Raw genomic sequence first — 23690 nt, forward strand, 5'->3', positions numbered from 1 at the left:
TGAAACATATTGAAATGGGCTTAAGTTATCGCAGCGAATAAGGGATAATATAGGGCGGAAGGGAAGTGGAAAGTCGTGTCTGACCAAAAAAGGGTTCAATGGGCCTCAAAAATAGGATTTATTATGGCCGCTGCCGGTTCGGCGATCGGCCTGGGAGCCATTTGGAAGTTCCCTTACGTAGCGGGTACGAACGGAGGAGGCGCTTTTTTTCTTGTATTCGTCCTCTTTACCGTGCTTTTAGGCTATCCGCTTTTGCTCGGTGAATTTATTTTCGGAAGACGGAGCCAGACAAATGCGATTGATGCCTACAAACAAGCCGCGCCGAAGTCGGTATGGCACCTCACGGGTTATGTGGGTGTGGCGGCCTGTTTTTTAGTTTTGTCTTTTTACAGTGTTGTCGGCGGGTGGATTTTGCTTTATGTGTTAAAAGCCGTTACCGGTTCTTTATCCGGGCTCACTCAGGAGCAGTACGGCACGGTGTTCGGGACGGTCATTGAAAATCCGATCCAGACTCTCGTTGCGCAGCTTGTATTTATGATCATGACGGTATCGGTCGTCGCAAAAGGCGTGCAGAAAGGGATTGAACGTGTCAGTGCGGTGCTGATGCCGATTTTATTCGTGCTGTTTCTATTGCTTGTGCTGCGATCAGTCACGCTCGATCATGCCGTTGAGGGGATTAAATTTTTATTGGTTCCGCACTTTGAAGATTTGACGCCGGAATCCATCCTATATGCTTTAGGACAGGCGTTTTTTACATTAACGCTCGGTGTTTCGGTCATGGTGACATACAGTTCGTATCTGCCGAAAACCCAAAATCTTCCGGGTTCGGCGGGTTCCATTGTTATGATGAATGTACTCGTTACGCTGTTTGCGGGACTGGCCATTTTCCCGGCGGTTTTTTCGTTCGGCTTTAAACCGGATGAAGGGCCTACACTGCTGTTTACCGTGCTGCCGGCTGTGTTTGACCGGCTGCCGTTCGGCTCGCTGTTTTTTATCAGCTTTCTGGCGGTCTTTTTCTTCGCCGCGCTGACTTCGGCCTTTTCGATGGTGGAAATTATCGTGGCGACTGTCGGGAAAGGTGATGAAACGAAAAGAAAGAAGCTGTCGTGGACAAGCGGTCTGCTCATTTTCTTAGTCGGAATTCCGTCCTGTTTATCATACGGTGTTCTCGGTGATGTTCATTTGTTCGGAAAAACGTTTTTTGATCTTGCGGATTTCACCGTCAGCAATGTGCTGATTCCGCTCGGCGCTTTATTAATATCAATCTTCGTCCCGCTGAAAATACCGAAGCAGGAGCTGTTTGCCGAGATGAAAAGCGGTTCCGCCATCGGCTATCGTTTCTTTCAGGTGTGGTATTTCCTTTTGAAATATCTCGTGCCGCTGGCTATCATCGTCGTATTGCTGCATTTAATCGGCGTTCTTTCGTTTTAAAAAAACAGGCCCCCGTAAAAGGGCCTGTTTTTATGTTTAAAAACCGAATTGCAGATTCGTATCAACCGCAACGATCGTATATACACAGACAATGACGAACAGATTGAGAATGACACCGAGCAGTCCCGGGCCCGTCCGTCCTTTTTTAATAAACAGCTCAATGATGCCGAACGGCACGGCGGCCATCGCAAACGGCAGCATCTGATAAGAATAGAAAGTCACATTGCTGATGATTGCCACGTTCAAAAGCAGCAGCGACAAAATCGCGGTACCGACTGATATCCAGCCGAAAACATTATGCTCTTTAAAAATTCTTACCAATTCCATAATTCCACCTCACCGATGTTTGCTGCTTTTACTGTTTTGTTTTTCAGCAGACGTTCGATTTCTTTTGTCGGCCCCGTCACGACAGAGCCGTATACGTTCATTCCGTGATGTTCAACATAGTCGATTCGGCTGCCCAGATTCATGTCTTTGCGTTTCGATATTGCATGCGCCCATTTTTTATGGCGGGACATAAATTCAAGGGCATTGATAAATTGTTCACGGTCTGTCTGTCCTTGCGTTTCGAAAGAGGACACCATCTTAGAATCTTTCCCGGGAAATCCTAACGGCTCGGCATAAGGACTGTCTTTCAGATTTTTCTCCGTTTCGACCGCATTCCATAAAAACTTCACATCGTATTTTTTAAAAGTTGAATATACTTGAGAAGAAGGGTAGGCCCGGTCATAAGAAAGATAGACCTCCGCCACGCTTCCTTCAGGCAATTTTTTTAATGTCTGACCGGCTTTTTCAATCGTGCGTTCCTTTAAGCCGGAAGGATGGGCGAAATAATGCTTTGCCTGTGCCGCGTCTAGATCATAGTAGTTAACGGCAGGCGATTTGACCGTATCTAAAAACATTTCAATCCGTTCTCCGCCGACGGATTTCGTTTTTGTGCCGATCTGCTTTTGCAGCGGAAATTCCGTATTCATTCCAAACAGCTTCACCTGGCTTTTCAGTCCGGAGGTATCGACGAGGACGTTCGGCATTGTGGTCGCCACCGTCACTGCCGCGGTCTCCATTAATTGATTGCCGGTGCTTTCCTTTCCTCCCAGACCGTAATAGAGGTAGCTTCCCAAAGTGCAAAGCGGCAAAATCATCAAAGTGGAGATGACGGCGAGAACTGAAATCCGCAAATACGATTTGCGTTTTCCGTATGATAAAATGGCCTTCTGTTTTTCCGGGCTGATGCCGACGTCCCATTCCCGATCGTCCTGCATTTCGCTTTCAATCAATTCCTGATAGACTTCCAGCTTTTCCAGCTCTTCTTCAAAGGCGGCCATTTCCCGGTCGCTCATTTCTCCATTTTTGTATTGGTAAAAACGCTTTTTAAATTCTTCATTCATCATTAACACCTCTATTATAAAGTGCTTTCAGCCGCTGTCTGGCACGAAATAAAACACTTTTAAAATTAGCCTCTGAAATATTCATAATATGGGATGCTTCTTTGTAATTCAGTTCTTTTAAATAATACAGTGTTAAGGCCTCCCGATAATTGTCGGGAAGTTCGGACATATACCCTGTCAGCACTTCCTTGATTTCAATCTGATGAGCCGGGCTTTGAACAGCCGTCTGAAAAAGGCTCCCAATTAAGTCATCGGAAATGGTCACTTCCTTTTTATGTTTTCTGACATAATCTATAAACGCATTTCTCGCCACTTGAAAAAGCCATGGCTTTACTTTGCTGTGGTCGTAGGAGTGAATGTGTATGTATGCCCTCATAAAGGTTTCCTGCAGCAAATCTTCAGCGAGATGCTTGTCTTTTGTCATGGAGAGCAGGAACCGGTAAACATCATTCATATACATTTGGTAAATTTCATCGATCGTCACTGCCTTTTCTCCCCTCTATGTTATACACGCATAAGAAAGGTTTAAAGTTGCACGTTCCATGCAAACGGCTTAAATTCATTTTCACCTCATCAAACACCATTTCTCTATAGTACCCAAAATCCGTCATAAAAGATAGAGATCGGCGGAGGAAAAATATAATTATTAGTACCAGGTAATAAAAAATATTGTTATAATAGAGAGAGAGAACACTTTTGATCATTACAACAAAGGAAGTGCGTTATGTATAAGTTTTGTGCAAATGCCATCAAATGCATTCTATCCCTGCGCGGAGGAGTGAAAGTGTACAATAAAGAGAATCTTCCGTCTGATAAAGGATTCGTTATCGCGTGCACGCATGCGGGCTGGGTGGACGTCCTCACGCTCGGTGTCGGGATATTGCCCCATCAGATTCATTATATGGCGAAAAAAGAGCTGTTTCAGAAAAAGTGGATCGGACGTTTTTTGAAGAAGATTCACGCGTTCCCGGTTGACCGTGAAAATCCGGGCCCGAGCAGCATTAAAACGCCGATTAAGCTTCTGAAGGAAGGAAAGATTGTCGGGATTTTTCCGAGCGGCACGAGAACTTCTGAAGACGTCCCGCTGAAAAGAGGGGCCGTGACCATCGCCCAAATGGGGAAAGCGCCGCTCGTTCCGGCCGCATATAAAGGGCCGTCTACGGGAAAAGCGCTGTTTAAAAAGGGAAAAATGCGGCTTATCATCGGCGAGCCGATTTTTTTGGAGGACTTTTCCGATCTTGCGCCGAAGGAGAGGCTTGCGGCCATGACAGAAGAGCTGAATGCCAGAATTAAAGAGCTTGAGAAAAAACTTGAACAACTGTAAATGAAAAAAAGCTTGCCGTCTGTATCAGACGCGCAAGCTTTTTTGTTATGCTTCTTTTTGTTCGGCGGTTTCCAGCAGTTCATCAAACGCCAGTTTTTTCACTTCGATATATGCGACGTGGTGGCCGTCAATTTCATTAATGATAAATTCGCAGCCTTCTTCGATAATCGAGTCGTATTGTTCGACGTCGTATTTCTGGGTAAGGAACCAGCCGCCGATGGTGTCGACCTCGTCATTTTCTAAATGGATGCCGAGGAGTTCGTTCACTTGATCAATCAGGACCTTGCCGTCAAGCATGTAATGGCCGTCGCCGAGTTTGCGGATTTCATTGATTTCATCGATATCAAATTCATCACGGATTTCCCCGACGATTTCTTCAATAATGTCTTCAACGGTGACAAGCCCCGCGGTTCCGCCGTATTCATCCGACAGAATCGCCATATGAACCCGTTCCTTCTGCATTTTTACAAGCAGATCGTGAATCGGTGCCGACTCAATCACATGGATGATCGGATTGACAAAATCCGTAATCGGCGAGTCGACTGATACTTCGCCGCTGATGCAGGCGGTCAGCACTTCTTTAATGTTAATAACGCCGATAATATTATCTTTGTCACCCTCTTCGACAGGGTACCGGGTATATTTTTCAATCTGAATGATATCCATCATTTCAGAAATTTTAATATCATGCGGCAGACTGACGATTTCCGTACGCGGAATCATGATTTCTTTTGCAAGTCTGTCGTCAAATTCAAAGATTTTGTTCACATATTTAAATTCAGACTGGTTGATTTCACCGCTTTTATAGCTTTCCGATAAAATGATGCGCAGCTCTTCTTCAGAGTGGGCAAGCTCATTTTCAGACACCGTCTCCAGACCGAACATCTTCGTTAAAAGACGGGCGGAGTTGTTCAGAAGCCAGATAAACGGGAACATGATGCGGTAAAACCAAATGAGCGGTTTCGAAAACAGCATTGAAACGGCTTCCGCTTTCTGGATGGCGACTGTTTTCGGCGCCAATTCTCCCACGACCACGTGTAAGAATGTAATGATCGCGTAGGCGAGAATAAATGAAATAATATGCGATAATGAGCTTGGTACGTTTATCTTTGTGAAAAGCGGATGAAGCAAGCGTTCAATCGTTGATTCGCCTAAGACACCAAGACCGATGGAAGTCAATGTTATGCCGAGCTGGCACGCCGATAAATACTCATCTAAATGCGTGGTCACTTTTTTGACACCGATTGCGGCTTTATTTCCTTCTGCTATAAGCTGGTCAACCCGTGAGCCTCTGATTCTGATTATCGCAAACTCAGATGCTACGAAAAATGCCGTCAGCGCGATTAAAACCGCGACTAAAATCAAATTCACAATGTCCAATTAGAACCTTCACTTCTTTTGGGAAGATGAAGGTAACACCTCCTGTTAGTAAGATAATGGTTTAACTTAACAGCAGCATAAATGATTGAAGCACTGCAAGCTTTTCAGGAGCCAGCCTTTTTTTCAGCTGGGCGCGCTCCTCTGGTTCAAGCTTTTCAAACCGATTCAAGATCCCGGAGATGTTTTGATTCATGTGATCAATTTCCGATGCCAGATTTCCAACATCGTCAGGCAGGGCTGAAGAGGGAAACTGGTTCTCCAGTCGATCTTTTATATCAGACAGGGCCAATCGCTGCTTTTTACAAGCGACTATAAACTTTAACCGATTAAGTGCAAGTGTATCGTAGTAACGATAGTTCGAACAAGACCTGTCAGGCTTTAAAAGCCCGAGGTTTGTGTAGTAATCCACCGTGCGTTTCGTTACACCGGCAAGCTCTGCTAATTCACTGATGCGATAAGTCTCAGCCCCATCTAAATCCCTCCCCAACCATCACGTTATAGTTATGAGAATAGTTTAATATATGAAGGGGAGTTTGCACAAGTTTATTGTTTTCCGTCTTTCTCCTGAAACGGGGCGGCAGGCTGTCTGAAAAAGCGTTGACTGCGCCATGTAAATCTTTCATAATCATTGTAAATAGAAACGGCAGAAAAAGACAGAAGGGACAGATGACAGTGGCCGGTTTATCAAGGGAAGTGACACAGAATCTGGAGAAAGGTTCATGGATACGCAAACTATTTGATGAAGGCGCTCGGCTGAAAAAAGAGTTCGGCGCCGATAAGGTGTTTGACTTTTCGATAGGAAATCCGGTTGCGGAGCCGCCTGAAACATTTAAAAAGGCGCTATGCGAAGCGGCTGAAACAGGACGGCACGGATACATACAAAACCAAGGGCTTCCGGAGGCGAGAGAAAAGGTTGCCCGCTTTTTGTCAGAGCGGTTTCAGACAGAAATTTCCGCCAGGCATACAGTTATGACGGTCGGAGCCGGCGGGGCGCTGAATGTCGCGCTGAAGAGCATTTTAAACCCGGAGGAAGAAGTCATCCTTCTTTCGCCTTATTTTGCGGAATATAAAGCGTATGTTGAAAATTACCGCGGCAGACCCGTCATCTGCCCGCTGACTGACTCATTTGAGATTGATATTGAAGCGGTTAAAGGTGCGATCACCCCCCGTACGAAAGGACTGATCGTTAATACGCCGCATAATCCGACGGGGACTGTGCTCAGCCAGAAAAACCTTAACGAATTGGGCGCCTTATTAAAAGAAGCCGAAGAGCGGAACGGCCAAAGCATATTTATTTTATTTGATGAACCGTACAGCCAGCTGATCTACGGAGAAGAGCAGGCGAATCCGTTTCAGGCGTATCACCGCGTGATTTTAGTCAGTTCGTTCAGTAAAGATCTCGGCATTGCGGGGGAAAGGCTCGGGTATATCGCGGCGGACGCCCAAATGCCTGAGGGCGATCTTCTGACGGATGCATTCGTTTTCTGCAACCGGACGCTCGGCTTTGTGAACGCTCCGGTCATGATGCAGCGCGCCGTGGCGAAAATGGATGATCTTTCGATTGACGCTGAACCTTACAGAAAGCGGAGAGACCTTATGGTGGACATCCTCACAGAAGCCGGCTTCGAATTTGAAATGCCGAAAGGAGGCTTTTTCGTCTTTCCGAAATCACCGATTGAAGACGAGGTGGCGTTCTGCATGCATGCCGCACAGAAATACAAACTATTGATCGTACCTGGCAGCGGATTTGGAAAAAGCGGCTATTTCCGATTATCTTTCAGCGTGCCTTCGGAACAGATCAGATATTCGCGCGATATTTTCAAAGCACTGTATCAAGATTTTTCTTCATAGCTTCCAATATATAAAGATGGGAGAACGGACACATGTCGAGGAGAAATAATGGCACATCAGACATCAGCATTACAGGAATCGGAGTCTTAACCGCGGTCGGACAAGGCAAGGAGGCGTTTCTCGCTGCGCTCATGGAGGGGCGGCACGCCTTTGATGTGATGAAACGCCCCGGCCGGCAGAAAGGCAGTTCGTTTATCGGCGCGGAGCTTAGCGAATTAACGCCGCCGGACGCGCTGTCGAAGCGCTTGTACCGAAGGGCCGCATTATCAGGAAAGACGGCGCTTATCGCTTTATATGAAGCGTGGCATGACGCTCAATTAGACGGCGCTGATCACAGCCGCACCGGTCTGATCATCGGCGGGTCGAATATGACGCAGCGCGAATTGCTGCAGGCCTTTGAGAAAAACGGTGAAACGCCGCAATTTGTAAATCCGACATACGCGCTTTCTTTTATGGATAGTGATTTGTCGGGGCTTTGCACGGAGCAATTCGGGATAAAAGGGCCGGCCTTTACGGTCGGCGGCGCGTCGGCAAGCGGCCAGGCGGCGGTTATCCAGGCTGCTCAAGGAATCATAGGAGGCCTGTTTGACCGGTGCATCGTGATCGGGGCGCTGGCCGATCTGTCGTACATGGAGTGTCACGCTCTCCGTTCTTTGGGAGCGATGGGCACTGATACATACGCTGAACGGCCTGAAGCTGCCTGCCGCCCGTTTGACCGGCATACGGACGGGTTTATATTCGGAGAGGCGTGCGGGGCGATTGTGCTGGAACGCGCTGAATCTGCCGAAGAGAGGGGCGCACGATCGTGGGCCGGCTTAAAGGGCTGGGGGATGGCTTCCGATGCGAACCGCAACCCGAATCCTTCAGCAGAGGGCGAAATGACGGTGATCCGCCAGGCGCTGGAGCGGGCCGGTCTTTCAGCGAAAGAGATCGATTACATCAACCCGCACGGCACCGGTTCGCCGATCGGAGATAAGACTGAATGCCGGGCGCTTTCTGAAAGCGGCCTGTCGCACGCGCGGATTAATGCGACAAAATCGATTACCGGACACGGTCTGAGTGCGGCCGGAACGGTGGAAATCATTGCTGTTCTCTTGCAAATGCGGGAAAACAAGCTTCATCCGATCCGAAACTTAACGGAGCCGATTGACGATTCATTTCAGTGGGTGACCGACGGGCCGAGCGCCCATACCGTACACCATGCGTTAAGCTTAAGCATGGGATTCGGAGGGATTAATACGGCGCTTTGTTTAGAAAATCATTTCCGAAGCAGATAACGGCAGCCTTCTTTTTGAAGGCTGTTTTTATATGATGAAAAATCTGAAAATGATGAAAGAATGGAGTTGTGATACAATAAACTATACAAATGACAATCATGCTTTGACTTAGGAGGTGGCAGGATGGGGCCCTCTGTGTAGTCAATCACCCATTTCGTTCCTCTCGCTTAAGAAAAAACGATGAAATCAGGAGGTGACGTCCTTATCCTTCAATTCGGGATAAGGTGAAATGGACGATATTGACAGTTTGATTTTAATCGGTGTGCTCATTGCGTTAACGGCGTTTTTCGTGGCGAGTGAATTTGCGATCGTCAGAGTGAGGAGATCCAGAATCGATCAGCTCATCTCAGAAGGGAACAGACGGGCGGTGCTCGCAAAGCGTATCATTACGGATCTTGATGAGTATTTATCCGCCTCGCAGCTTGGCATTACACTCACATCCATCGGGCTCGGCGTACTGGGAGAGCCTGCATTTGAGCGGATGCTTCATCCTGTGTTTCAGGGCATGGGGCTGCCGGATTCAGCCGAGCATGTGACTGCTTTTGCTGCGGCGTACGGGCTGATTACGTTTTTACATGTCGTCGTCGGTGAGCTTGCGCCTAAAACGGTTGCGATTCAAAAAGCGGAAAAGCTGACGTTATGGATCGCCGGACCGCTTCGGTTATTTTACGTGTTCATGTTCCCGTTTATTTGGGTGCTGAACGGCTCCGCGAGAATTCTGACCGGTTTGGCCGGATTAAAGCCGGCATCTGAGCATGAAGGCTCCCACTCTGAAGAAGAGCTGCGGATCCTGCTGTCAGAAAGTTTAAAAAACGGAGAAATCAATCCGTCTGAATATACATTTGTGAATAAAATTTTTGATTTTGATAATCGGATCGCCAAGGAAATCATGATCCCGAGAAAAGAAATCGCGGCTGTTTCCACTGATATGGACGTGCCGGAAATGCTTGATATGATGCTGAAAGACAAATATACGCGCTGGCCCGTAACGGACGGGGACAAAGACAGTGTCATCGGCATGATCAATACGAAGCATCTCTTTTCAGATCTGCTGTTTATGACAGAAGATGAAAAAGCGGAAGTATCCATCACGTCTTACGTCCGCCCGGTGATTGAAGTCATCGAGACGATCCCGATACACGACCTGCTGATAAAAATGCAGAGAGAACGGATTCATTTGGCGATATTGTCTGATGAATACGGCGGAACGTCCGGTCTTGTGACGACCGAAGACATCCTTGAAGAAATCGTCGGCGATATCAGAGACGAATTTGATGAGGACGAACAGCCGCAGATTCAAAAGCTGTCCGAACGCCATTATGTGCTGGACGGAAAGGTTCGGATTGATCAGGTGAATCATCTTCTCGGCGCAGGGATTGAAGAGGAAGTCGACACGATCGGCGGTCTTGTGCTGAAACGGAATATTGACATCTGTGCGGGTGAGTCGATACAAATCGGGGGATACACTGCCCTCATATTAGAAATGGACGGCCGGTTTATTAAACAGCTTGAACTCAAAGAAGAACAGGGCCGCCCGGGCGGTCAGGGAACAATAAACCGCCAGCTGCCCGTGCCTGAAACGGTCATGCTTCATAACGCAACCTTGAGCGAAAAATAAGCTCAAGGTTTTTTTAAATGGATATCATAACAAAGCCGCACCAGAACGCCAAAAGGCTTCCGGCTGCTGAAACAGCGATGTAGAGCAGGCTTTCCTTTATGCGGTTGTTCATCATCAGCTGCACGGCTTCAATACTAAACGTGGAAAAGGTCGTAAACGCACCGAAAAAGCCCGTCGCGATGATGATGCCGGCAGAAGGATTATCCAGGCCCAGGCCGGTGAACATGCCGAGGCCGAAGGAGCCGAGCAGGTTGACCGCAGCCATTCCAAGCGGAATCGGAAAACCTTTTGTTCTTTCTGAAATTGCTTTACCCAGCAGAGACCGTAATACCGCTCCGATACCCGCTGCGATAAGCATCAGGACAATCGTCATGGCGTATCATGCCCCCTTCCCGCTGCGTGAAGGGCAATCCGCCGTCCCCAGAAAATGCCCGCGTATGCAAGGGCAATGCCAGAGATTAAAGTCGCGGCAGCATAACAAAAAGCCGCTGCGGGAGACGATTGCAGCAGAAAAATGGTTTCTTTTGCGAAGGTTGACATCGTCGTGAAACCTCCGCAAAAACCGGTTCCTAAAAAGGCGGTCAAAAGAGGGCGTTTAGCCCGAATGATGAAATAACCCGTAATAAGACCGAGTAAAAGGCTTCCCGCCGCGTTTTCGAGGAAAGTGGCCGCCGGGAAAGAACCGCTGTGAATGTGCGCGCTCATTTCAAAGCGGAGCAAAGCGCCAAGCGCGCCTCCGATAAAAATTGCGATGTATTGTTTCATATCAGCCATCCTTAGAAATAAAATCCGGAAAATCAGTTACAATGCCGTCAACTGCCATCATTTGCAGCTTTTGGGCCGTCTTTTGATTTCTGACCGTCCAGGCAAATACTTTCAGGCCGTGTCTGTGAGCGGTGGAAATCAAGAACCGATTCAGGCGGGTATATTTAATATTGACATAATGTACGGCTGATTTGTAGGCGGCCAGCTGGCTTTTGGAAAACATCCCGAAGCTGGGTCTTGCAATAATTGCAGTCGGAACGGACGGATACATGTCGTGAAAGGTCTGAATCGACTTGAGGCTGAATGATTGAACGATAGGGTGGATGGAAAAGGAAAACCTGCTTAACAGCTGGCCGACTGCTTTTTCAAGACCGACTTGAGAAACGTGCCCTTTCAGTTCAATTAAAAATCCGTTTTTAGAATGATAACGCTTCAAGACCTCTTCGAGCAGGGGAATCCGCTCTCCTTTAAACTCAGCCCCATACCAGCTGCCGGCGTCCAGAGACTGCAGCTTCTTCAGCGTAAAATCTTTTACAAAACCGGAGCCGTCCGTCGTCCGGTCGACTTTGTCATCATGGATGACGACAATCTGGCCGTCTTTTGTGAGCTGGACGTCAAGCTCAATGAAATCAGCGTTCATTTCGGCAGCGATATCAAATGCCGCAAATGTATTTTCGGGCGCGTAACCGGATGCGCCGCGATGAGCGATGGTATACAAGCTTGTCAGCTCCCCTCATGGGCATTTCTGTTATTATATCAGATTCGTATATGCACAGCGATTCAAACTGGTGAATGTGCAAAACAGTATTTTTTTGGAATAAAGATAGTGCTTTTTTCGGTTTACAATCCGCAGTGATGATTTATAATGGCAAAAAGGAGGCGAGATCATGGGAAAAGGGAGATTGAAAGTGGAAGAAAGAATTAAGGCCGAAACCGATGCTGAAATCCAAAAAGCGACTCTCCTGAAACAGACACAATCAAAGAAGAAATAGTGCCTGACCCTGTTGTATCTGGCTGAAAGATGAACGAATGTGTGAAAACCCCGGCTGTGCTCTGATGCCGGGGTTTTTCAGGCTGCCTAAAGACATTAAAAGAAGCTGATGTCCGAATGTTTTAGTATAATAGATTTTCGACAAGACAAAGGAGCATGCCATGATGACACAATTTCAGAGCTTTTTTACGCTTGACCATATTTCGCAGATCAGTATCAGCATCGGAATTTTAGCGGCTTTTCTCGTTTTGAGAAAACTGTTTGTCAAATACTTTTTTCAGCTCGTTTACAAATTGGCGAACAAGCCGAAAACCGACATATTCAAACAGATTGCCGTAGCGTTTGACAAGCCGGCCAGATGGTTTTTCGTGGCGCTGGGTCTGTTTTTGGCGATTGAGTATTCGCCGTTTTTAGACGGGCAGATGGACATTGTCAAAAAATTGTACCGCTCTCTGATCGTTGCGCTGATCGCCTGGGGGCTTTGCAATCTGACATCGGCGTCTTCGTTTTTATTTCATAAAGTCAATCAGCGTTTTGAGCTTGATATGGATGACATTTTGGCGCCGTTTTTATCCAAGGTGCTGCGCTTTGTCATTCTGGCGCTCAGCGTCAGTGTGATCGCGCAGGAATTCAATTATGATGTAAACGGGTTCGTGGCCGGACTCGGACTTGGCGGATTGGCCTTTGCGCTCGCGGCTAAAGATACGATCAGCAATTTTTTCGGCGGCATTATCATCATTACGGAAAAGCCGTTTACGATCGGCGACTGGGTCGAGACGTCATCTGTAACGGGGGGCGTTGAAGATATCACATTCCGAAGCACAAGGTTCCGCACGGCGCAGGGGGCGCTTGTTACTGTGCCCAATTCAACGCTGTCCATGGAAGCCATCACAAACTGGACGAGGATGACGAAGCGCCAGGTCACGTTTTCTGTTCGTGTTTCTTATGCGACGCCGATTGATCGTTTAGAGCGGTGCATCACAAGGCTCAGAGAAATGCTTCGTGAACATGAAGGCGTGCATGATGATACGATTATGGTTAACTTTGACGTGTTTGCGGACAGCTATTATAATCTGTTTTTCAACTTTTACACAAAGACCATCGTCTGGGCGGAAAGCTTGGACGTGCGGCAGGATATCAACCGCCGGATTATTGATATTTTTGCTGAGGAAGGCGTGGAGTTCGCCTATCCGGGCCAGAATGTATTCGTAAAACAGAAGAGCCACGATGATCCGGTTCATGTGAAGGATCATTCCGGAGAAAAAGAACGGGCATAACAGGCGCCGTTCTTTTTTCATGATATGATAAAAAGAAAAGGTGGTGGAAGAGTGGAAGCATTTATGACATTGATCAATCAGGCGGAACGTATCGTGGTGCTGACGGGAGCGGGAATGAGCACGGAATCCGGCATTCCTGATTTTCGTTCGGCGGGCGGTATATGGACCGAAGACACCTCCAGAATGGAAGCGATGAGCAGGGAATACTTTGAACGCCGTCCGCGTGAATTCTGGCCTAAATTCAAACAGCTCTTTCAGATGAAAATGAGCGGAAGCTATGAGCCGAATGCCGGCCATACGTATTTGGCGGATCTTGAAAAGCGGGGAAAGCAGGTAGACATTTTCACGCAGAATATTGACGGGCTGCATAAGAAAGCGGGAAGCAGCAGTGTCTATGAGCTTCACGGTTCAATTCAGACCGCCGCATGCCCCCGCTGCGGAGCGCGCTACGGGCTTTCTCATCTGCTGAAGGATGAGGTGCCGGAATGTACGGCGGAAATCGGTGATCATACGGTATGCGGCACCGTATTAAAAACGGATGTCGTGCTGTTCGGCGATCTCGTTCAGCATTTTGAAACCCTTTATGAAAAGCTTGATAAAGCTGATCTTCTTCTTGTGATCGGCACTTCGCTTGAAGTGGCGCCGGCAAGGTTTGTCCCTGAGGATGCGGGCCGGATTCCCGGTTTGAAGCAGGTGATCATTAACCTTGAGCCGACATATTGCGACTATTTATTTGATCTTGTCATCCATGAGAAGATCGGTGAATTTGCAAAACGGATCAGCCCCGCGACATAAAAAAGCCGGATCATATACAGATCCGGCTTTTCTTATTCATGGACGGGAATCATTTGATCCGTCAGAACATCAAAGGAGTAGCCCTGGGCTTTCAGTTTTTGGATCAGGCTAGGCAAAGCGTGCACCGTCGCAGGCAGATCGTGCATTAAAATGACATGCGGCCTGCTCGTATGAACGCTTTCCAAATATGCGAGCTGATTCAATACTTCCGGCACGTACCGTGCGTTTTTGTACTTCCAGTCTTCACTGTCTATCGTCCAGTCCCAGTACACGAATCCGCCTTTTTCGAGATTCTTAATCTGGGCATCCGTCAATGACGGTTTACTGCCGTAAGGCGTGCGGACAAGATCCGTTTTTACTCCGGTGATTGCCTCGAGCGTATCGCGTCCCTGCTGCATTTCGTTCAGCGGTGATGTCGGTGTTTGATAAAACAGGTGATTATCGTGCGTCACGCCGTGCAGGCCGAGCGCGATTCCTTCCTGCTTCGCTCTTTGCACGGAATGCTTATAGGCTTTCATCCGCGGTTCAAGCATAAAAAAAGTGGCCTTTGCGCCATTTGCCTTCAATACATTCAACAGCTGTTCAGTATATGGAGACGGCCCGTCGTCGAAGGTTAAATATACCGTTTTTTTCCCTGGGTCACGCTCTTTCTGCAAATGTTTCATTAAGACGTCGGGAGAATCATTTTTCAGCCGCAGGCTTTCTGCTTCATCCCGAAGCTGCCCGTTTGCGGTCACGGTGACCTGTTTGTTTTTTGCGGCGGAAGCGGAATATCCCATTATGACGATTACCAGAAGCAGTCCGCACAAAACTGCTAAACTCGTAAGTTTAAAAGCTAATGAAAACAGAGAAGGGGAAGCACCTTCTTTTGTGTTGCGCATAACAATCTCTCCAGTAGCATAAGTTTCTGCATAATGCCGATAACAGCGGAGGCTTGCGAAGTGCCATAAGTTAACAGCATATGTATGTCGAATCAAGTATACAGGAACAAAACTGGAAAAGACATAGAAAAGATGTCGAATAATAAGATTTTAAGAAAAAAATAAACTCCGCAGCCGGCTCGTTCAGTATGATAGAATAGTTGACAATAACAGCTGAGAATGCACATCACGGCAGATAACGATTAGGAGGGTTTACATGAAGACATTAGTAAACGGCCAGTTGATTGATCGTGAAGAAGCGGCAGTTGATATTGAGGACCGCGGGTATCAATTCGGTGACGGTGTGTATGAGGTCATCAGAGTGTATAACGGCGCCTTATTCGGTCTGCGTGAGCATATCGTCCGTCTTTTCAGAAGCGCCGCAGAAATCGGCATCACCCTGCCGTTCTCCGCAGAGGACATAGAATGGGATCTGCAAAAGCTCGTACAGGAAAACAAACTCATTGACGGCGGGGTCTATATACAGACGACGAGAGGGAAGGCGCCGCGGAAGCACCAGTATGACGAAGGTTTGGAGCCGCAGACGACGGCATACACCTTTTCAGTGAAAAAACCGGAAAATGAACAAAAAGCCGGAGCGCAGGCCATCACGGCGGAAGACAAACGCTGGCTGAGGTGTGACATTAAGAGTCTGAATTTACTGTATAATGTGATGGTAAAACAAAAAGCCTATGAAGCAGGCGCTTATGAAGCGGTGCTGATAAGGGACGGAGCGGTCACGGAAGGAACCTCATCCAATGTATACGCCGTCATAAACGGCACCGTCCGGACGCATCCTGCAAATGAGCTGATTTTAAACGGCATTACGCGGATGAAACTGTTAGAGCTGATGAAAGAAAACGGGATTGAGGTGCGGGAGAAGGCTCTTACCGAAGACGAACTCAGAGATGCGGATGAAATTTTCATCTCGTCAACGACGTCTGAATTAATCCCGATCGTAACCCTTGACGGAAAACCGGTCGGAAGCGGATCGCCGGGACCTGTAGCCAAAACGATTCAGGAGGCATTTCAGTCGCACATTCAGCAGGAGGTCGGCGTTCAGTCATAAGCTGAAAAAAAGGCCGGAACACATCCGGCCTTTTTGCTTCAGTCAGATAAAAAGAGATTCGATATGCTGAACGAGCACACGGGAGATCTTCTCTTTTGAAAGACGATCAGGTTCAAGCATGGCATGCAGCGCCAACCCGTCGGCGATAGCGTACATTTTCTCCGCTTCGGTTTCTTTATCAAGATTTGGTTTCAGAAGCTTATTTTCATCCAGCCAGTCAATCAGGCCGCGGATATATGCCAAGATCCCGTCCTGCTGGGGTTGAAACTCTTCTCCCTTATGTCTGGCATAAGCTGTGAAAGCGAACCATACCTCCATTTCAGCCATCGTTTCTTCGTCTGTCGGGATAATTTCAAGCATCAGACGCACCGCTTTTTCTTTCGGCGGCAGATCTTTCATGGCAACTTCGTTAATTCTGGCGGCCGCTTTTTCTTTTACGAGTGTCATCGCATACCCTAAAAGCTCATCCTGGGTGGTGAAATAGTGCCTCAGCGCGCCTAAAGAAAGACCCGCTTCTTGGGCGATGTTTCTCACTGTCGCTCCTTCCATTCCCCGCTCCAAAATCGTCCGCCAAGTGGCTTCGGCTATTTGTTTTCTTCTTTTTTCATGATCGATTATTTTAGGCATGGTTCCAGTGTAACAGGAAATATTTTTTCTTGCAATTTTGTAATACAGTTGTACTAAATAAAAAGCAGTGATACAATGCATTTTAGAAAACGATAAGGGGGAACCGGATTGAACGCGATTGCTTGGATTGTCATTTGTGAGGCTGCTTTTTGGGCGGCTGTCATCTTCGGATTGGCGGCGCGCTATATATTCAGGCGGCAAAAGCTCGGAATGTTTTTTTTCGCTCTCATTCCTATATTGGATGCCGTACTGTTTCTGGCGGCCGCAGCTGATTTATACAGAGGGGCGGCGGCGACTATGGCGCATGCGGTGGCGGCCATTTATATCGGAGTGTCTGTCGCCTTCGGGAAAAGCATGATTCAATGGGCGGATGAGCGGTTCCGCTATTATGTGGTCAAGGAAGGGGCAAAACCGGTCAAGCGGTACGGGCTGGATTATGCCAAACATTATGCAAAAGGGTGGGGGAGACATGTATTAGCGTTTGTCATCGGCGGCGTTCTTTTAGCCGGAACGGTATTTCTCATTCAGGACGCTTCCCGCACCGAAGCGCTCAGCGTACTGTTAAAGGGCTGGTCTGTCGTATTGTGCATCGATTTTTTGATCATGGCGAGTTTTTTTGTGATGCCGAAAAAAAGAAGAAACAGCCGGGAGCTGTAAAAAAAGCAGCTTTTGATTAAGCTGCTTTACAGAAAGAATTATTTTACGATCAGCACGGGAATATCGGATTTCGATGACAGTTTTTCACTGACGCTTCCGAATAAAAGTTTTTTCAGCCTGTTCTGGTCCCGGCTCCCCATGACGATCAAATCCGCCGATATACGGTCGGCATGCTCGATAATGGCATCAGCGGGATCACCTTCTAAAATGTCGATATCCCCGTCAATCTGGCTGTCGTTCATCAGCATTCTCGCTTCCGCAACACTTTCTTCCGTACGGTCTTCATAAATCAACGGATCAGGGGAGATTCTTTCCGCCTGGAGCGGGTCAGGAACGCTTGCAATCCCGCCGCCGATATACGTTGCCCCGGCTCCCGGCCTCGGGGGATCAACAATCGTCCGGGTATCTTTTGCATTGTGGGAATGTACGACCGTTAAATCCGCGTGAAACGTTTTTGAAAGGTCTATGGCTTTTTGGAGCGCTTTTTTACTATCATCACTTCCGTCAAAAGCTGCTATCAACCGGTCCGCGTGAAACATCAGCCTCATCCTTTCAGTAAAAAAGGTTTGTTTTACAATACCCGTATGGCAGAAATGTAAAACCTGCATTGACAAAAAAAGGATTTGTTTATATGATGAAGGAACAATATAGGGAAAAAGGAGGTATGGATCATGTCAAAACTAAAGCTTGTCAACTCATCTTCAGCTGAATACCGGCGTGACTCCCATACAGCTTCCGTTTTCTGAACATTTGCTTAAAAACGGGGCAGTCGCGCATAAACGGCGGGTCTGTACCTTATTTATAATAATAAGAGGCATGGAGCTGAGGCTTCATGTCTTTTTTTATACAAAAAAATGAAAGAAAGACAGGTGTGATGCATGTGGCGGCATTAGCGAAAACAATGAAAAACAATCCGGAAAAGCTTGAGGGCGGCTGATTGATGAAAGGGGATGACGGTATTTGTTTACTGTATTAAAAAAGCTCGCGTGGTTTTTTAAAGCCTATTGGCTGCGCTATACGACAGCGATTGTTCTGTTATTGATTGTGAATGTCATTGAAATGTTTCCGCCTAAACTTCTCGGTAACGCGATAGACGATATGAAGGCGGGCGTGTTTACAAAAAGCGGGATGCTGTTTTACATATGTGTTTTTCTCGCATTAACGGCAGCCGTCTATTTACTGTCTTATTTTTGGATGTATCAGCTTTTCGGCGGGGCGAATGTCATGGAGAAGATTCTCCGTTCAAAGCTGATGGGAAGGCTTCTTCAAATGTCACCGCCGTTTTACGAGAAATACAGAACGGGCGATTTAATGGCGCGGGGGACAAATGACTTGCAGGCCGTCAGTATGACGACGGGCTTCGGGGTCTTAACGCTCATTGATTCGACGATGTATATGCTGACGATATTTTTGACAATGGGGCTTCTCATCAGCTGGAAGCTGACATTTGCCGCGATTATTCCGCTGCCGATAATGGCGGCTGCGGTCAGCCTGTACGGAAAAAAGATCCATGAGCGGTTTACGGAAGCGCAGGATGCTTTCGGATCATTAAATGACAAGGTGCTGGAGTCGGTATCTGGCGTCCGGGTCATCCGAGCTTTCGTACAGGAAAAAAATGATGTCAGCCGGTTCGGTGATATGACGGCGGATGTATATGAGAAAAATATGAAGGTGGCGTTTATCGATTCACTTTTTGAACCGACTGTGAAGCTTCTCGTCGGCCTCAGCTATCTCATCGGTCTCGGCTACGGCGCTTATCTCGTTTTTCAAAACCGGCTGACGCTGGGAGAGCTGGTATCGTTTAACGTGTACCTCGGAATGATGATCTGGCCGATGTTTGCGATCGGAGAATTAATCAATATCATGCAGCGCGGAAATGCCTCCTTGGATCGTGTCAATGAGACGCTTTCCTATGAGCCTGACGTGATCGGGCCCAAGCGCCCCGCCGGCATCAAGGAGCCCGGGCGTCTTGTTTTTGAACAAGTGACTTTCACGTATCCGAGCGGAGCGGGACCGGCGGTTTCCGATGTATCTTTTTCCGTAGAAAAAGGGCAGACACTCGGCATTGTCGGGAAGACGGGAAGCGGAAAGACGACGATCATTAAGCAGCTGTTGCGTGAATATCCGCCCGGGGCGGGAGCAATCACGTTTACAGGCGTTCCGATTCAGGAGATCCCGCTTGAGGAGCTCCGCGGGTGGATCGGCTATGTGCCGCAGGATCATATTTTATTTTCTAAGACTGTAAAGGAGAATCTGCTTTACGGACGGCAGGATGCAAACGAAGAGGAAATCGGCGGCGCGCTGAAAGATGCGCATTTTGAAAACGATATCGGCATGCTTTCCGACGGGCTTGAGACGCTTGTCGGCGAGAAGGGCGTAGCGCTCTCGGGCGGACAAAAGCAGCGCATTTCAATTGCGAGAGCGCTTTTGACCGATCCTGACATTCTCATATTAGATGATTCGCTTTCTGCCGTAGACGCGAAAACGGAAGCCGCCATCATTGACAGCATCCGTAAAAAACGGCGGCATAAAACAACGATTATCACCACCCACCGGCTCTCGGCAGTTGAACACGCAGATCTCATTCTCGTCATGGATGAAGGCCGGGTGTCTGAAAGAGGCACGCACCGGGAGCTATTGGAGCAGAACGGCTGGTATCGAAAACAATATGAGAGGCAGCAGCTGTCATCTCTTGAAGAAGGGGGGACGGGCGCATGAAGACCGGGAGAAGATTATGGAATTACGCGCTTCAATATAAGAAGCTGCTGATATGGGCGGTCGTCCTGCTCATTATTGCGGTCGGCACTGAGCTGACCGGCCCGTTTATCGGAAAAAAAATGATTGATGACCACATTCTCGGCATTGAAAAAACATGGGTTAAAGCCTCTGCGGACGATCCGGGCGCCGTCAGGTTCCGGGGGCATGATTATGTCAGGGAGGACCGGCTCAAACCGGGGGCGGATAAAACCGGAGAGGCGCACATTTATCAAGTCGGTGCGGGCTACTATTTTGTTGACCGTCCCGTCAGTTTTGACGGAAACCGTTCGGTGGCTGACGGCCGGCTGACAATATCAAACGGTAAAGAAAGCAGGTCATATCCCGCCATTACGTTATCAAGACAGGAGATTTTTGAATTTTACCGTCCGGAAATAAAAGGATTGCTGACGTTGACCGCCATTTACGCCGGACTGCTCATGTTTTCCGTATGTTTTCATTACGGTCAGCATTATCTGCTGCAGATGGGAGCGAACCGGATCATACAGCGCATGAGGCAGGATGTATTTTCACACATTCAGAAAATGCCGATCCGCTACTTTGATAATCTGCCTGCCGGAAAAGTCGTGGCCCGTATTACGAATGACACAGAAGCGGTCAGGGATTTATATGTAACGGTGCTGTCGACATTTATCACAAGCGGCGTTTATATGCTCGGCATTTTTACGGCGCTGTTTATGCTTGACGTCAGGCTGGCCGCCGTTTGCCTTCTGATTATTCCGATTTTAATGATCTGGTCGGTTGTGTACCGCAAATACGCATCCGTCTTCAACCAAAAAATCCGTTCCATTAACAGTGACATCAATGCGAAAATGAATGAGTCCATTCAAGGAATGCCGATTATTCAGGCGTTCCGCCGCGAGAAGGAAACGATGAAGGAATTTGAAGAATTGAATGAAGCTCATTTTCGCTACAAAAACAAAATGCTGTCCTTAAATTCCCTCATGTCCCACAGTCTTGTCAATGTGTTGCGCAATCTGGCGTTTGTCGGGCTGATCTGGTATTTCGGAGGCGCGAGTCTGAGTGCGGCCGGAATTGTTTCGATCGGTGTTTTATATGCATTTGTTGATTATTTAAACCGTTTGTTCCAGCCGGTTACGGGAATTGTCAACCAATTTTCGAAGCTTGAATTGGCCCGTGTCTCTGCCGCCAGAGTATTTGAGCTTTTACAGGAGGAGGAAACGGAAGAAACAGGCGCTCCCGCAGACAGAAAGGCGGAAGGGACTGTGGAATTCCGCGATGTTTCTTTCGGGTATCGTAAGGGAGAAGAGGTGCTGAAACACATCAGCTTTACAGCTGAAAAAGGCGAGACGGTCGCCCTCGTCGGCCATACGGGTTCCGGCAAAAGCTCCATCCTGAATCTTCTGTTCCGTTTTTATGATGCCGAAAAAGGCGATATCCTGCTGGACGGAAAAAGCATATACGGCATGTCAAGACAGGAGCTGAGATCCCATATGGGCATTGTGCTGCAAGACCCGTATCTTTTCTCGGGCACGATCGGCTCCAATGTGACACTCGATGATCAGCGTATTTCTTTGGAGCAGGCGGAAGAAGCGCTTCGCCAAGTCGGCGCCGCAAGTCTTCTGAAATCTCTGCCAAAGGGCATCAGAGAGCCCGTTACTGAAAAAGGCGGCACACTGTCCTCAGGCCAGCGTCAGCTGATTTCTTTTGCAAGAGCGCTTGTGTTTGATCCGGCCATTTTAATTTTGGATGAGGCGACGGCGCACATTGACACCGAAACAGAAGCAGTCATTCAAAAAGCGCTGCAAGTCGTTCAAGAAGGGCGTACGACATTTATTATCGCCCATCGGCTTTCCACGATCAGACACGCAGACCAGATTCTCGTGCTGGAAAAGGGCCGCATCATTGAAAAGGGAAGCCATGACGAATTAATGGCGCAAAAGGGGCAGTACCATCAAATGTATGAATTGCAGAAAGGAACGGCGAAGTCCGCGGTGTAATCGGAAAGGGTGAATCAAAAAGATTCGCCCTTTTTTTCATTCAGTAAGCCAGTCCCACCCGTTTTCTGACAAACTGCGGGCTGATCAGCTCGCGGTACAGAAAATGCGCCGTGTCTCCGACGGTGATTTCAGCGCCGTCTTCAGGAAGGCGATCCTGTTCGAACCGGTAAACTCCGGCAGCATCTCCGTCAGGAAGATAGGTGGGACAGATGATCGTCCAGTCAAGATCCTCTGCCAGCAGCATCTCGTATACGCGGGCGTGTTCTTTTGCGGCTCTTGTTGATTTTCGTTTTGATTCTGCCGATTCAAAACGGTATTGATCAGGCATAAGCCGTGATTGAAGGATACCCGCGGTGCCGATCGTAATCAGACGCTGAACATGATGCCGTTTCATGCCGTCTATGATATGGGTCATAGCGGCTGAAAGGGTATCGTCACCGTCCGTGCCGAGACAGCTCACGACTGTGTCCGCTTTGGAAATCAATCGGCTTACATCTTCCCGCCGCCTCGCATTCCCTGTTATGATATGTTTTTCAGGAATGGGAAGGACTGTTCCGGCTGATCTGACAAGAGCGAATATCTCCATGTGTCCATGTTTCTGCGCTTCTTTTATAAAAGCCTGTCCGACTCTTCCCGTTGCTCCGAGTAAAGCGATGTTCATGTAAAAAACCTCCTCGCCGCTCATTATATCATTCAAAGCAGCGGGGAAAAGAATACCTGTGAATAAACGGGAAATGGTGGGCAACATATTCATTGACCAAAGAGACACTTACGAACTGAAACAGCTCCCAATTGACTGAGGCAATGAATGACATGTTTTCCCTCCTTTTTTCCTAGGGTATGTGGAATAGGAAAAAAGGGTGACGGCATAAAAGAAGACGCGGTATCCCGCGCCTTCTGTAAGCCATTTATTGAGTTATTGTACGCCTTGGCCGCCCATGCTCTGCTGTGCGAAAGATACTAAACGTTTCGTGATTTCTCCTCCGACAGAACCGTTTGCACGAGAAGTTGTTTCTCCGCCAAGGTTTACGCCGAACTCAGAAGCAATTTCGTATTTCATTTGGTCGATTGCTTGAGCAGCGCCGGGTACTACGAGTTGGTTTGAAGAGTTGTTGTTTGCCATTTGTATGATCTCCTTTATAAAGTAGTATGGTTGGGTTTGCTGGAATTGCACCAGCCGATGATTTTCGGAATGAAAACCATTGCCAGCTCGGCTTCACCCAATGCTGTTTGCCGCTTTGTACTACGTATTATGGTAAAGCAAACGGCATCTCATTCGGAAAACGGTGTGGTAAATAGCGGAAGGAAAAAGAAAAGCCCAGCCTGGTGCGGCTGAGCTTTTAGCTTTCAGTCATATATGTGATAAAGCATTAATTCATGCAGCTCTTTTACGAGAGCCGGCTCTTCTTTTCCCGGATGTGTGTGTCCCCATTCAATGTCTCCGGACTTATGGTAAATCCCTTCGTAATGCGTACCCTGCCAGTAAAATGAAATCCGCCATCCGGGCAGTTTCTCTTTTTTGAATAACGGTTTCCAGCTGAAGTGCGAAATCATGACGTTCACGCTCCTTGTAGGAAATGTTGA

27 protein-coding genes are annotated in these 23690 nt (G+C 47.9%); 12 read left to right on the top strand and 15 right to left on the bottom strand.

Annotation, left to right across the window (positions count from 1 at the left end; all coding sequences use genetic code 11):
* Positions 1-75 precede the first annotated feature (75 nt).
* Positions 76-1431 (top strand): sodium-dependent transporter, encoded by a 1356-nt coding sequence (locus tag NYE38_RS04845; RefSeq protein ID WP_110085654.1) that lies wholly within the window; start codon positions 76-78, stop codon positions 1429-1431.
* A 36-nt stretch (positions 1432-1467) separates the two neighbouring features.
* Here NYE38_RS04845 and NYE38_RS04850 read toward each other — a convergent pair whose 3' ends face one another.
* The 3 genes from NYE38_RS04850 to sigM are packed head-to-tail and all read right to left on the bottom strand — an operon-like array spanning position 1468 to position 3303.
* Positions 1468-1758: an anti-sigma-M factor gene (locus tag NYE38_RS04850; protein WP_003155315.1), complete on the bottom strand. Its 291-nt coding sequence runs from the start codon at positions 1756-1758 to the stop codon at positions 1468-1470.
* A complete protein-coding gene (locus NYE38_RS04855) occupies positions 1746-2822 on the bottom strand; it encodes an anti-sigma factor (protein ID WP_087920756.1) in 1077 nt (358 codons plus the stop codon). Before NYE38_RS04855 ends, NYE38_RS04850 begins: the two co-directional genes overlap by 13 nt.
* Entirely contained in the window at positions 2812-3303 is a 492-nt protein-coding gene (gene sigM / locus NYE38_RS04860) for an RNA polymerase sigma factor SigM (protein WP_003155312.1), read from the bottom strand. The genes NYE38_RS04855 and sigM overlap by 11 nt, the downstream gene beginning before the upstream one ends.
* A 240-nt stretch (positions 3304-3543) precedes the next feature.
* Here sigM and NYE38_RS04865 point away from each other — a divergent pair, with 240 nt between their 5' ends.
* Positions 3544-4143: a 1-acylglycerol-3-phosphate O-acyltransferase gene (locus NYE38_RS04865; protein WP_007409265.1), complete on the top strand. Its 600-nt coding sequence runs from the start codon at positions 3544-3546 to the stop codon at positions 4141-4143.
* A 45-nt stretch (positions 4144-4188) separates the two neighbouring features.
* Here the strand turns inward: NYE38_RS04865 and NYE38_RS04870 are convergent, their stop codons facing one another.
* Together NYE38_RS04870 and NYE38_RS04875 are read right to left on the bottom strand one after the other, a co-directional pair.
* Complete coding sequence (locus tag NYE38_RS04870) at positions 4189-5523, bottom strand: hemolysin family protein (RefSeq protein ID WP_017417354.1); 1335 nt, start codon at positions 5521-5523, stop codon at positions 4189-4191.
* 61 nt (positions 5524-5584) lie between these two features.
* Positions 5585-6010, bottom strand: a complete 426-nt coding sequence (locus NYE38_RS04875; RefSeq protein WP_014304704.1) for a MerR family transcriptional regulator — start codon at positions 6008-6010, stop codon at positions 5585-5587.
* 179 nt (positions 6011-6189) lie between these two features.
* Between NYE38_RS04875 and NYE38_RS04880 the strand changes: the two genes are divergently transcribed.
* From NYE38_RS04880 to NYE38_RS04890, 3 genes are all read left to right on the top strand, one after another.
* Complete coding sequence (locus NYE38_RS04880; protein ID WP_025649535.1) at positions 6190-7374, top strand: pyridoxal phosphate-dependent aminotransferase; 1185 nt, start codon at positions 6190-6192, stop codon at positions 7372-7374.
* Positions 7375-7406: 32 nt separating this feature from the next.
* Positions 7407-8651 carry a beta-ketoacyl synthase N-terminal-like domain-containing protein gene (locus NYE38_RS04885; protein WP_123117698.1) on the top strand — a complete coding sequence of 415 codons (1245 nt, stop codon included), beginning with the start codon at positions 7407-7409 and terminating at the stop codon, positions 8649-8651.
* A 229-nt stretch (positions 8652-8880) separates the two neighbouring features.
* Positions 8881-10269 (top strand): hemolysin family protein, encoded by a 1389-nt coding sequence (locus tag NYE38_RS04890; protein ID WP_129093690.1) that lies wholly within the window; start codon positions 8881-8883, stop codon positions 10267-10269.
* A 13-nt stretch (positions 10270-10282) separates the two neighbouring features.
* Here the strand turns inward: NYE38_RS04890 and crcB are convergent, their stop codons facing one another.
* The 3 genes from crcB to NYE38_RS04905 are packed head-to-tail and all read right to left on the bottom strand — an operon-like array spanning position 10283 to position 11752.
* The gene (crcB, locus tag NYE38_RS04895) at positions 10283-10642 is read right to left on the bottom strand and encodes a fluoride efflux transporter CrcB (RefSeq protein WP_017417357.1); all 360 of its coding nucleotides are present in this window, start codon (positions 10640-10642) and stop codon (positions 10283-10285) included.
* On the bottom strand, positions 10639-11034 hold the full coding sequence (locus NYE38_RS04900; RefSeq protein WP_014417303.1) for a CrcB family protein: 396 nt from the start codon (positions 11032-11034) through the stop codon (positions 10639-10641). The genes crcB and NYE38_RS04900 overlap by 4 nt, the downstream gene beginning before the upstream one ends.
* Before the next feature lies 1 nt (position 11035).
* Positions 11036-11752, bottom strand: a complete 717-nt coding sequence (locus tag NYE38_RS04905; protein ID WP_340803095.1) for a glycerophosphodiester phosphodiesterase family protein — start codon at positions 11750-11752, stop codon at positions 11036-11038.
* 169 nt (positions 11753-11921) lie between these two features.
* Between NYE38_RS04905 and NYE38_RS04910 the strand changes: the two genes are divergently transcribed.
* The 3 genes from NYE38_RS04910 to NYE38_RS04920 all read left to right on the top strand — a co-directional run bounded on the left by NYE38_RS04910 (position 11922) and on the right by NYE38_RS04920 (position 14097).
* Complete coding sequence (locus NYE38_RS04910; RefSeq protein ID WP_003155299.1) at positions 11922-12026, top strand: YhdX family protein; 105 nt, start codon at positions 11922-11924, stop codon at positions 12024-12026.
* 160 nt (positions 12027-12186) lie between these two features.
* Entirely contained in the window at positions 12187-13302 is a 1116-nt protein-coding gene (locus tag NYE38_RS04915; protein WP_014417305.1) for a mechanosensitive ion channel family protein, read from the top strand.
* 51 nt (positions 13303-13353) lie between these two features.
* On the top strand, positions 13354-14097 hold the full coding sequence (locus tag NYE38_RS04920; protein ID WP_025649536.1) for an NAD-dependent protein deacylase: 744 nt from the start codon (positions 13354-13356) through the stop codon (positions 14095-14097).
* 32 nt (positions 14098-14129) lie between these two features.
* On the opposite strand, the gene NYE38_RS04925 is transcribed toward NYE38_RS04920, so the two are convergent.
* Positions 14130-14978 (bottom strand): polysaccharide deacetylase family protein, encoded by an 849-nt coding sequence (locus NYE38_RS04925; protein ID WP_025649537.1) that lies wholly within the window; start codon positions 14976-14978, stop codon positions 14130-14132.
* A 256-nt stretch (positions 14979-15234) separates the two neighbouring features.
* On the opposite strand from NYE38_RS04925, the gene dat reads away from it, so the two are divergent.
* Positions 15235-16086: a D-amino-acid transaminase gene (gene dat, locus NYE38_RS04930; RefSeq protein WP_017417360.1), complete on the top strand. Its 852-nt coding sequence runs from the start codon at positions 15235-15237 to the stop codon at positions 16084-16086.
* 42 nt (positions 16087-16128) lie between these two features.
* Here the strand turns inward: dat and NYE38_RS04935 are convergent, their stop codons facing one another.
* Positions 16129-16713, bottom strand: a complete 585-nt coding sequence (locus NYE38_RS04935; RefSeq protein ID WP_015388489.1) for a TetR/AcrR family transcriptional regulator — start codon at positions 16711-16713, stop codon at positions 16129-16131.
* A 108-nt stretch (positions 16714-16821) separates the two neighbouring features.
* Here NYE38_RS04935 and NYE38_RS04940 point away from each other — a divergent pair, with 108 nt between their 5' ends.
* Entirely contained in the window at positions 16822-17370 is a 549-nt protein-coding gene (locus NYE38_RS04940) for a hypothetical protein (RefSeq protein ID WP_110085656.1), read from the top strand.
* Positions 17371-17408: 38 nt separating this feature from the next.
* Here the strand turns inward: NYE38_RS04940 and NYE38_RS04945 are convergent, their stop codons facing one another.
* A complete protein-coding gene (locus NYE38_RS04945) occupies positions 17409-17909 on the bottom strand; it encodes a universal stress protein (RefSeq protein ID WP_110085657.1) in 501 nt (166 codons plus the stop codon).
* A gap of 421 nt (positions 17910-18330) precedes the next feature.
* Here NYE38_RS04945 and NYE38_RS04950 point away from each other — a divergent pair, with 421 nt between their 5' ends.
* Positions 18331-20088 carry an ABC transporter transmembrane domain-containing protein gene (locus tag NYE38_RS04950; protein ID WP_025649539.1) on the top strand — a complete coding sequence of 586 codons (1758 nt, stop codon included), beginning with the start codon at positions 18331-18333 and terminating at the stop codon, positions 20086-20088.
* Positions 20085-22106 carry an ABC transporter ATP-binding protein gene (locus NYE38_RS04955; protein ID WP_237586982.1) on the top strand — a complete coding sequence of 674 codons (2022 nt, stop codon included), beginning with the start codon at positions 20085-20087 and terminating at the stop codon, positions 22104-22106. Before NYE38_RS04950 ends, NYE38_RS04955 begins: the two co-directional genes overlap by 4 nt.
* 40 nt (positions 22107-22146) lie before the next feature.
* Here NYE38_RS04955 and NYE38_RS04960 read toward each other — a convergent pair whose 3' ends face one another.
* The 4 genes from NYE38_RS04960 to NYE38_RS04975 form a co-directional block, all read right to left on the bottom strand.
* Positions 22147-22767, bottom strand: coding sequence for an SDR family oxidoreductase (locus NYE38_RS04960; protein WP_014417314.1), 621 nt, complete (start codon positions 22765-22767; stop codon positions 22147-22149).
* Positions 22768-22795: 28 nt separating this feature from the next.
* Complete coding sequence (locus tag NYE38_RS04965) at positions 22796-22921, bottom strand: hypothetical protein (protein WP_007610363.1); 126 nt, start codon at positions 22919-22921, stop codon at positions 22796-22798.
* Between the two features lie 101 nt (positions 22922-23022).
* Positions 23023-23229: an alpha/beta-type small acid-soluble spore protein gene (locus tag NYE38_RS04970; RefSeq protein WP_014417315.1), complete on the bottom strand. Its 207-nt coding sequence runs from the start codon at positions 23227-23229 to the stop codon at positions 23023-23025.
* 224 nt (positions 23230-23453) lie between these two features.
* Complete coding sequence (locus tag NYE38_RS04975) at positions 23454-23669, bottom strand: YheE family protein (RefSeq protein WP_012117190.1); 216 nt, start codon at positions 23667-23669, stop codon at positions 23454-23456.
* Positions 23670-23690: the final 21 nt, after the last annotated feature.

The organism is Bacillus sp. EU63 (assembly GCF_038592915.1).
GTDB lineage: Bacteria > Bacillota > Bacilli > Bacillales > Bacillaceae > Bacillus > Bacillus velezensis.

Coding starts and splice junctions, on each gene's coding strand:
- NYE38_RS04850 (WP_003155315.1), bottom strand. CDS start 1,758: ATGGAATTGGTAAGAATTTTTAAAGAGCATAATGTTTTCGGCTGGATA.
- NYE38_RS04855 (WP_087920756.1), bottom strand. CDS start 2,822: ATGATGAATGAAGAATTTAAAAAGCGTTTTTACCAATACAAAAATGGA.
- NYE38_RS04865 (WP_007409265.1), top strand. CDS start 3,544: ATGTATAAGTTTTGTGCAAATGCCATCAAATGCATTCTATCCCTGCGC.
- NYE38_RS04880 (WP_025649535.1), top strand. CDS start 6,190: ATGACAGTGGCCGGTTTATCAAGGGAAGTGACACAGAATCTGGAGAAA.
- NYE38_RS04885 (WP_123117698.1), top strand. CDS start 7,407: ATGTCGAGGAGAAATAATGGCACATCAGACATCAGCATTACAGGAATC.
- NYE38_RS04890 (WP_129093690.1), top strand. CDS start 8,881: ATGGACGATATTGACAGTTTGATTTTAATCGGTGTGCTCATTGCGTTA.
- crcB (WP_017417357.1), bottom strand. CDS start 10,642: ATGACGATTGTCCTGATGCTTATCGCAGCGGGTATCGGAGCGGTATTA.
- NYE38_RS04900 (WP_014417303.1), bottom strand. CDS start 11,034: ATGAAACAATACATCGCAATTTTTATCGGAGGCGCGCTTGGCGCTTTG.
- NYE38_RS04910 (WP_003155299.1), top strand. CDS start 11,922: ATGGGAAAAGGGAGATTGAAAGTGGAAGAAAGAATTAAGGCCGAAACC.
- NYE38_RS04915 (WP_014417305.1), top strand. CDS start 12,187: ATGATGACACAATTTCAGAGCTTTTTTACGCTTGACCATATTTCGCAG.
- NYE38_RS04925 (WP_025649537.1), bottom strand. CDS start 14,978: ATGCGCAACACAAAAGAAGGTGCTTCCCCTTCTCTGTTTTCATTAGCT.
- dat (WP_017417360.1), top strand. CDS start 15,235: ATGAAGACATTAGTAAACGGCCAGTTGATTGATCGTGAAGAAGCGGCA.
- NYE38_RS04935 (WP_015388489.1), bottom strand. CDS start 16,713: ATGCCTAAAATAATCGATCATGAAAAAAGAAGAAAACAAATAGCCGAA.
- NYE38_RS04945 (WP_110085657.1), bottom strand. CDS start 17,909: ATGTTTCACGCGGACCGGTTGATAGCAGCTTTTGACGGAAGTGATGAT.
- NYE38_RS04955 (WP_237586982.1), top strand. CDS start 20,085: ATGAAGACCGGGAGAAGATTATGGAATTACGCGCTTCAATATAAGAAG.
- NYE38_RS04960 (WP_014417314.1), bottom strand. CDS start 22,767: ATGAACATCGCTTTACTCGGAGCAACGGGAAGAGTCGGACAGGCTTTT.
- NYE38_RS04965 (WP_007610363.1), bottom strand. CDS start 22,921: ATGTCATTCATTGCCTCAGTCAATTGGGAGCTGTTTCAGTTCGTAAGT.
- NYE38_RS04970 (WP_014417315.1), bottom strand. CDS start 23,229: ATGGCAAACAACAACTCTTCAAACCAACTCGTAGTACCCGGCGCTGCT.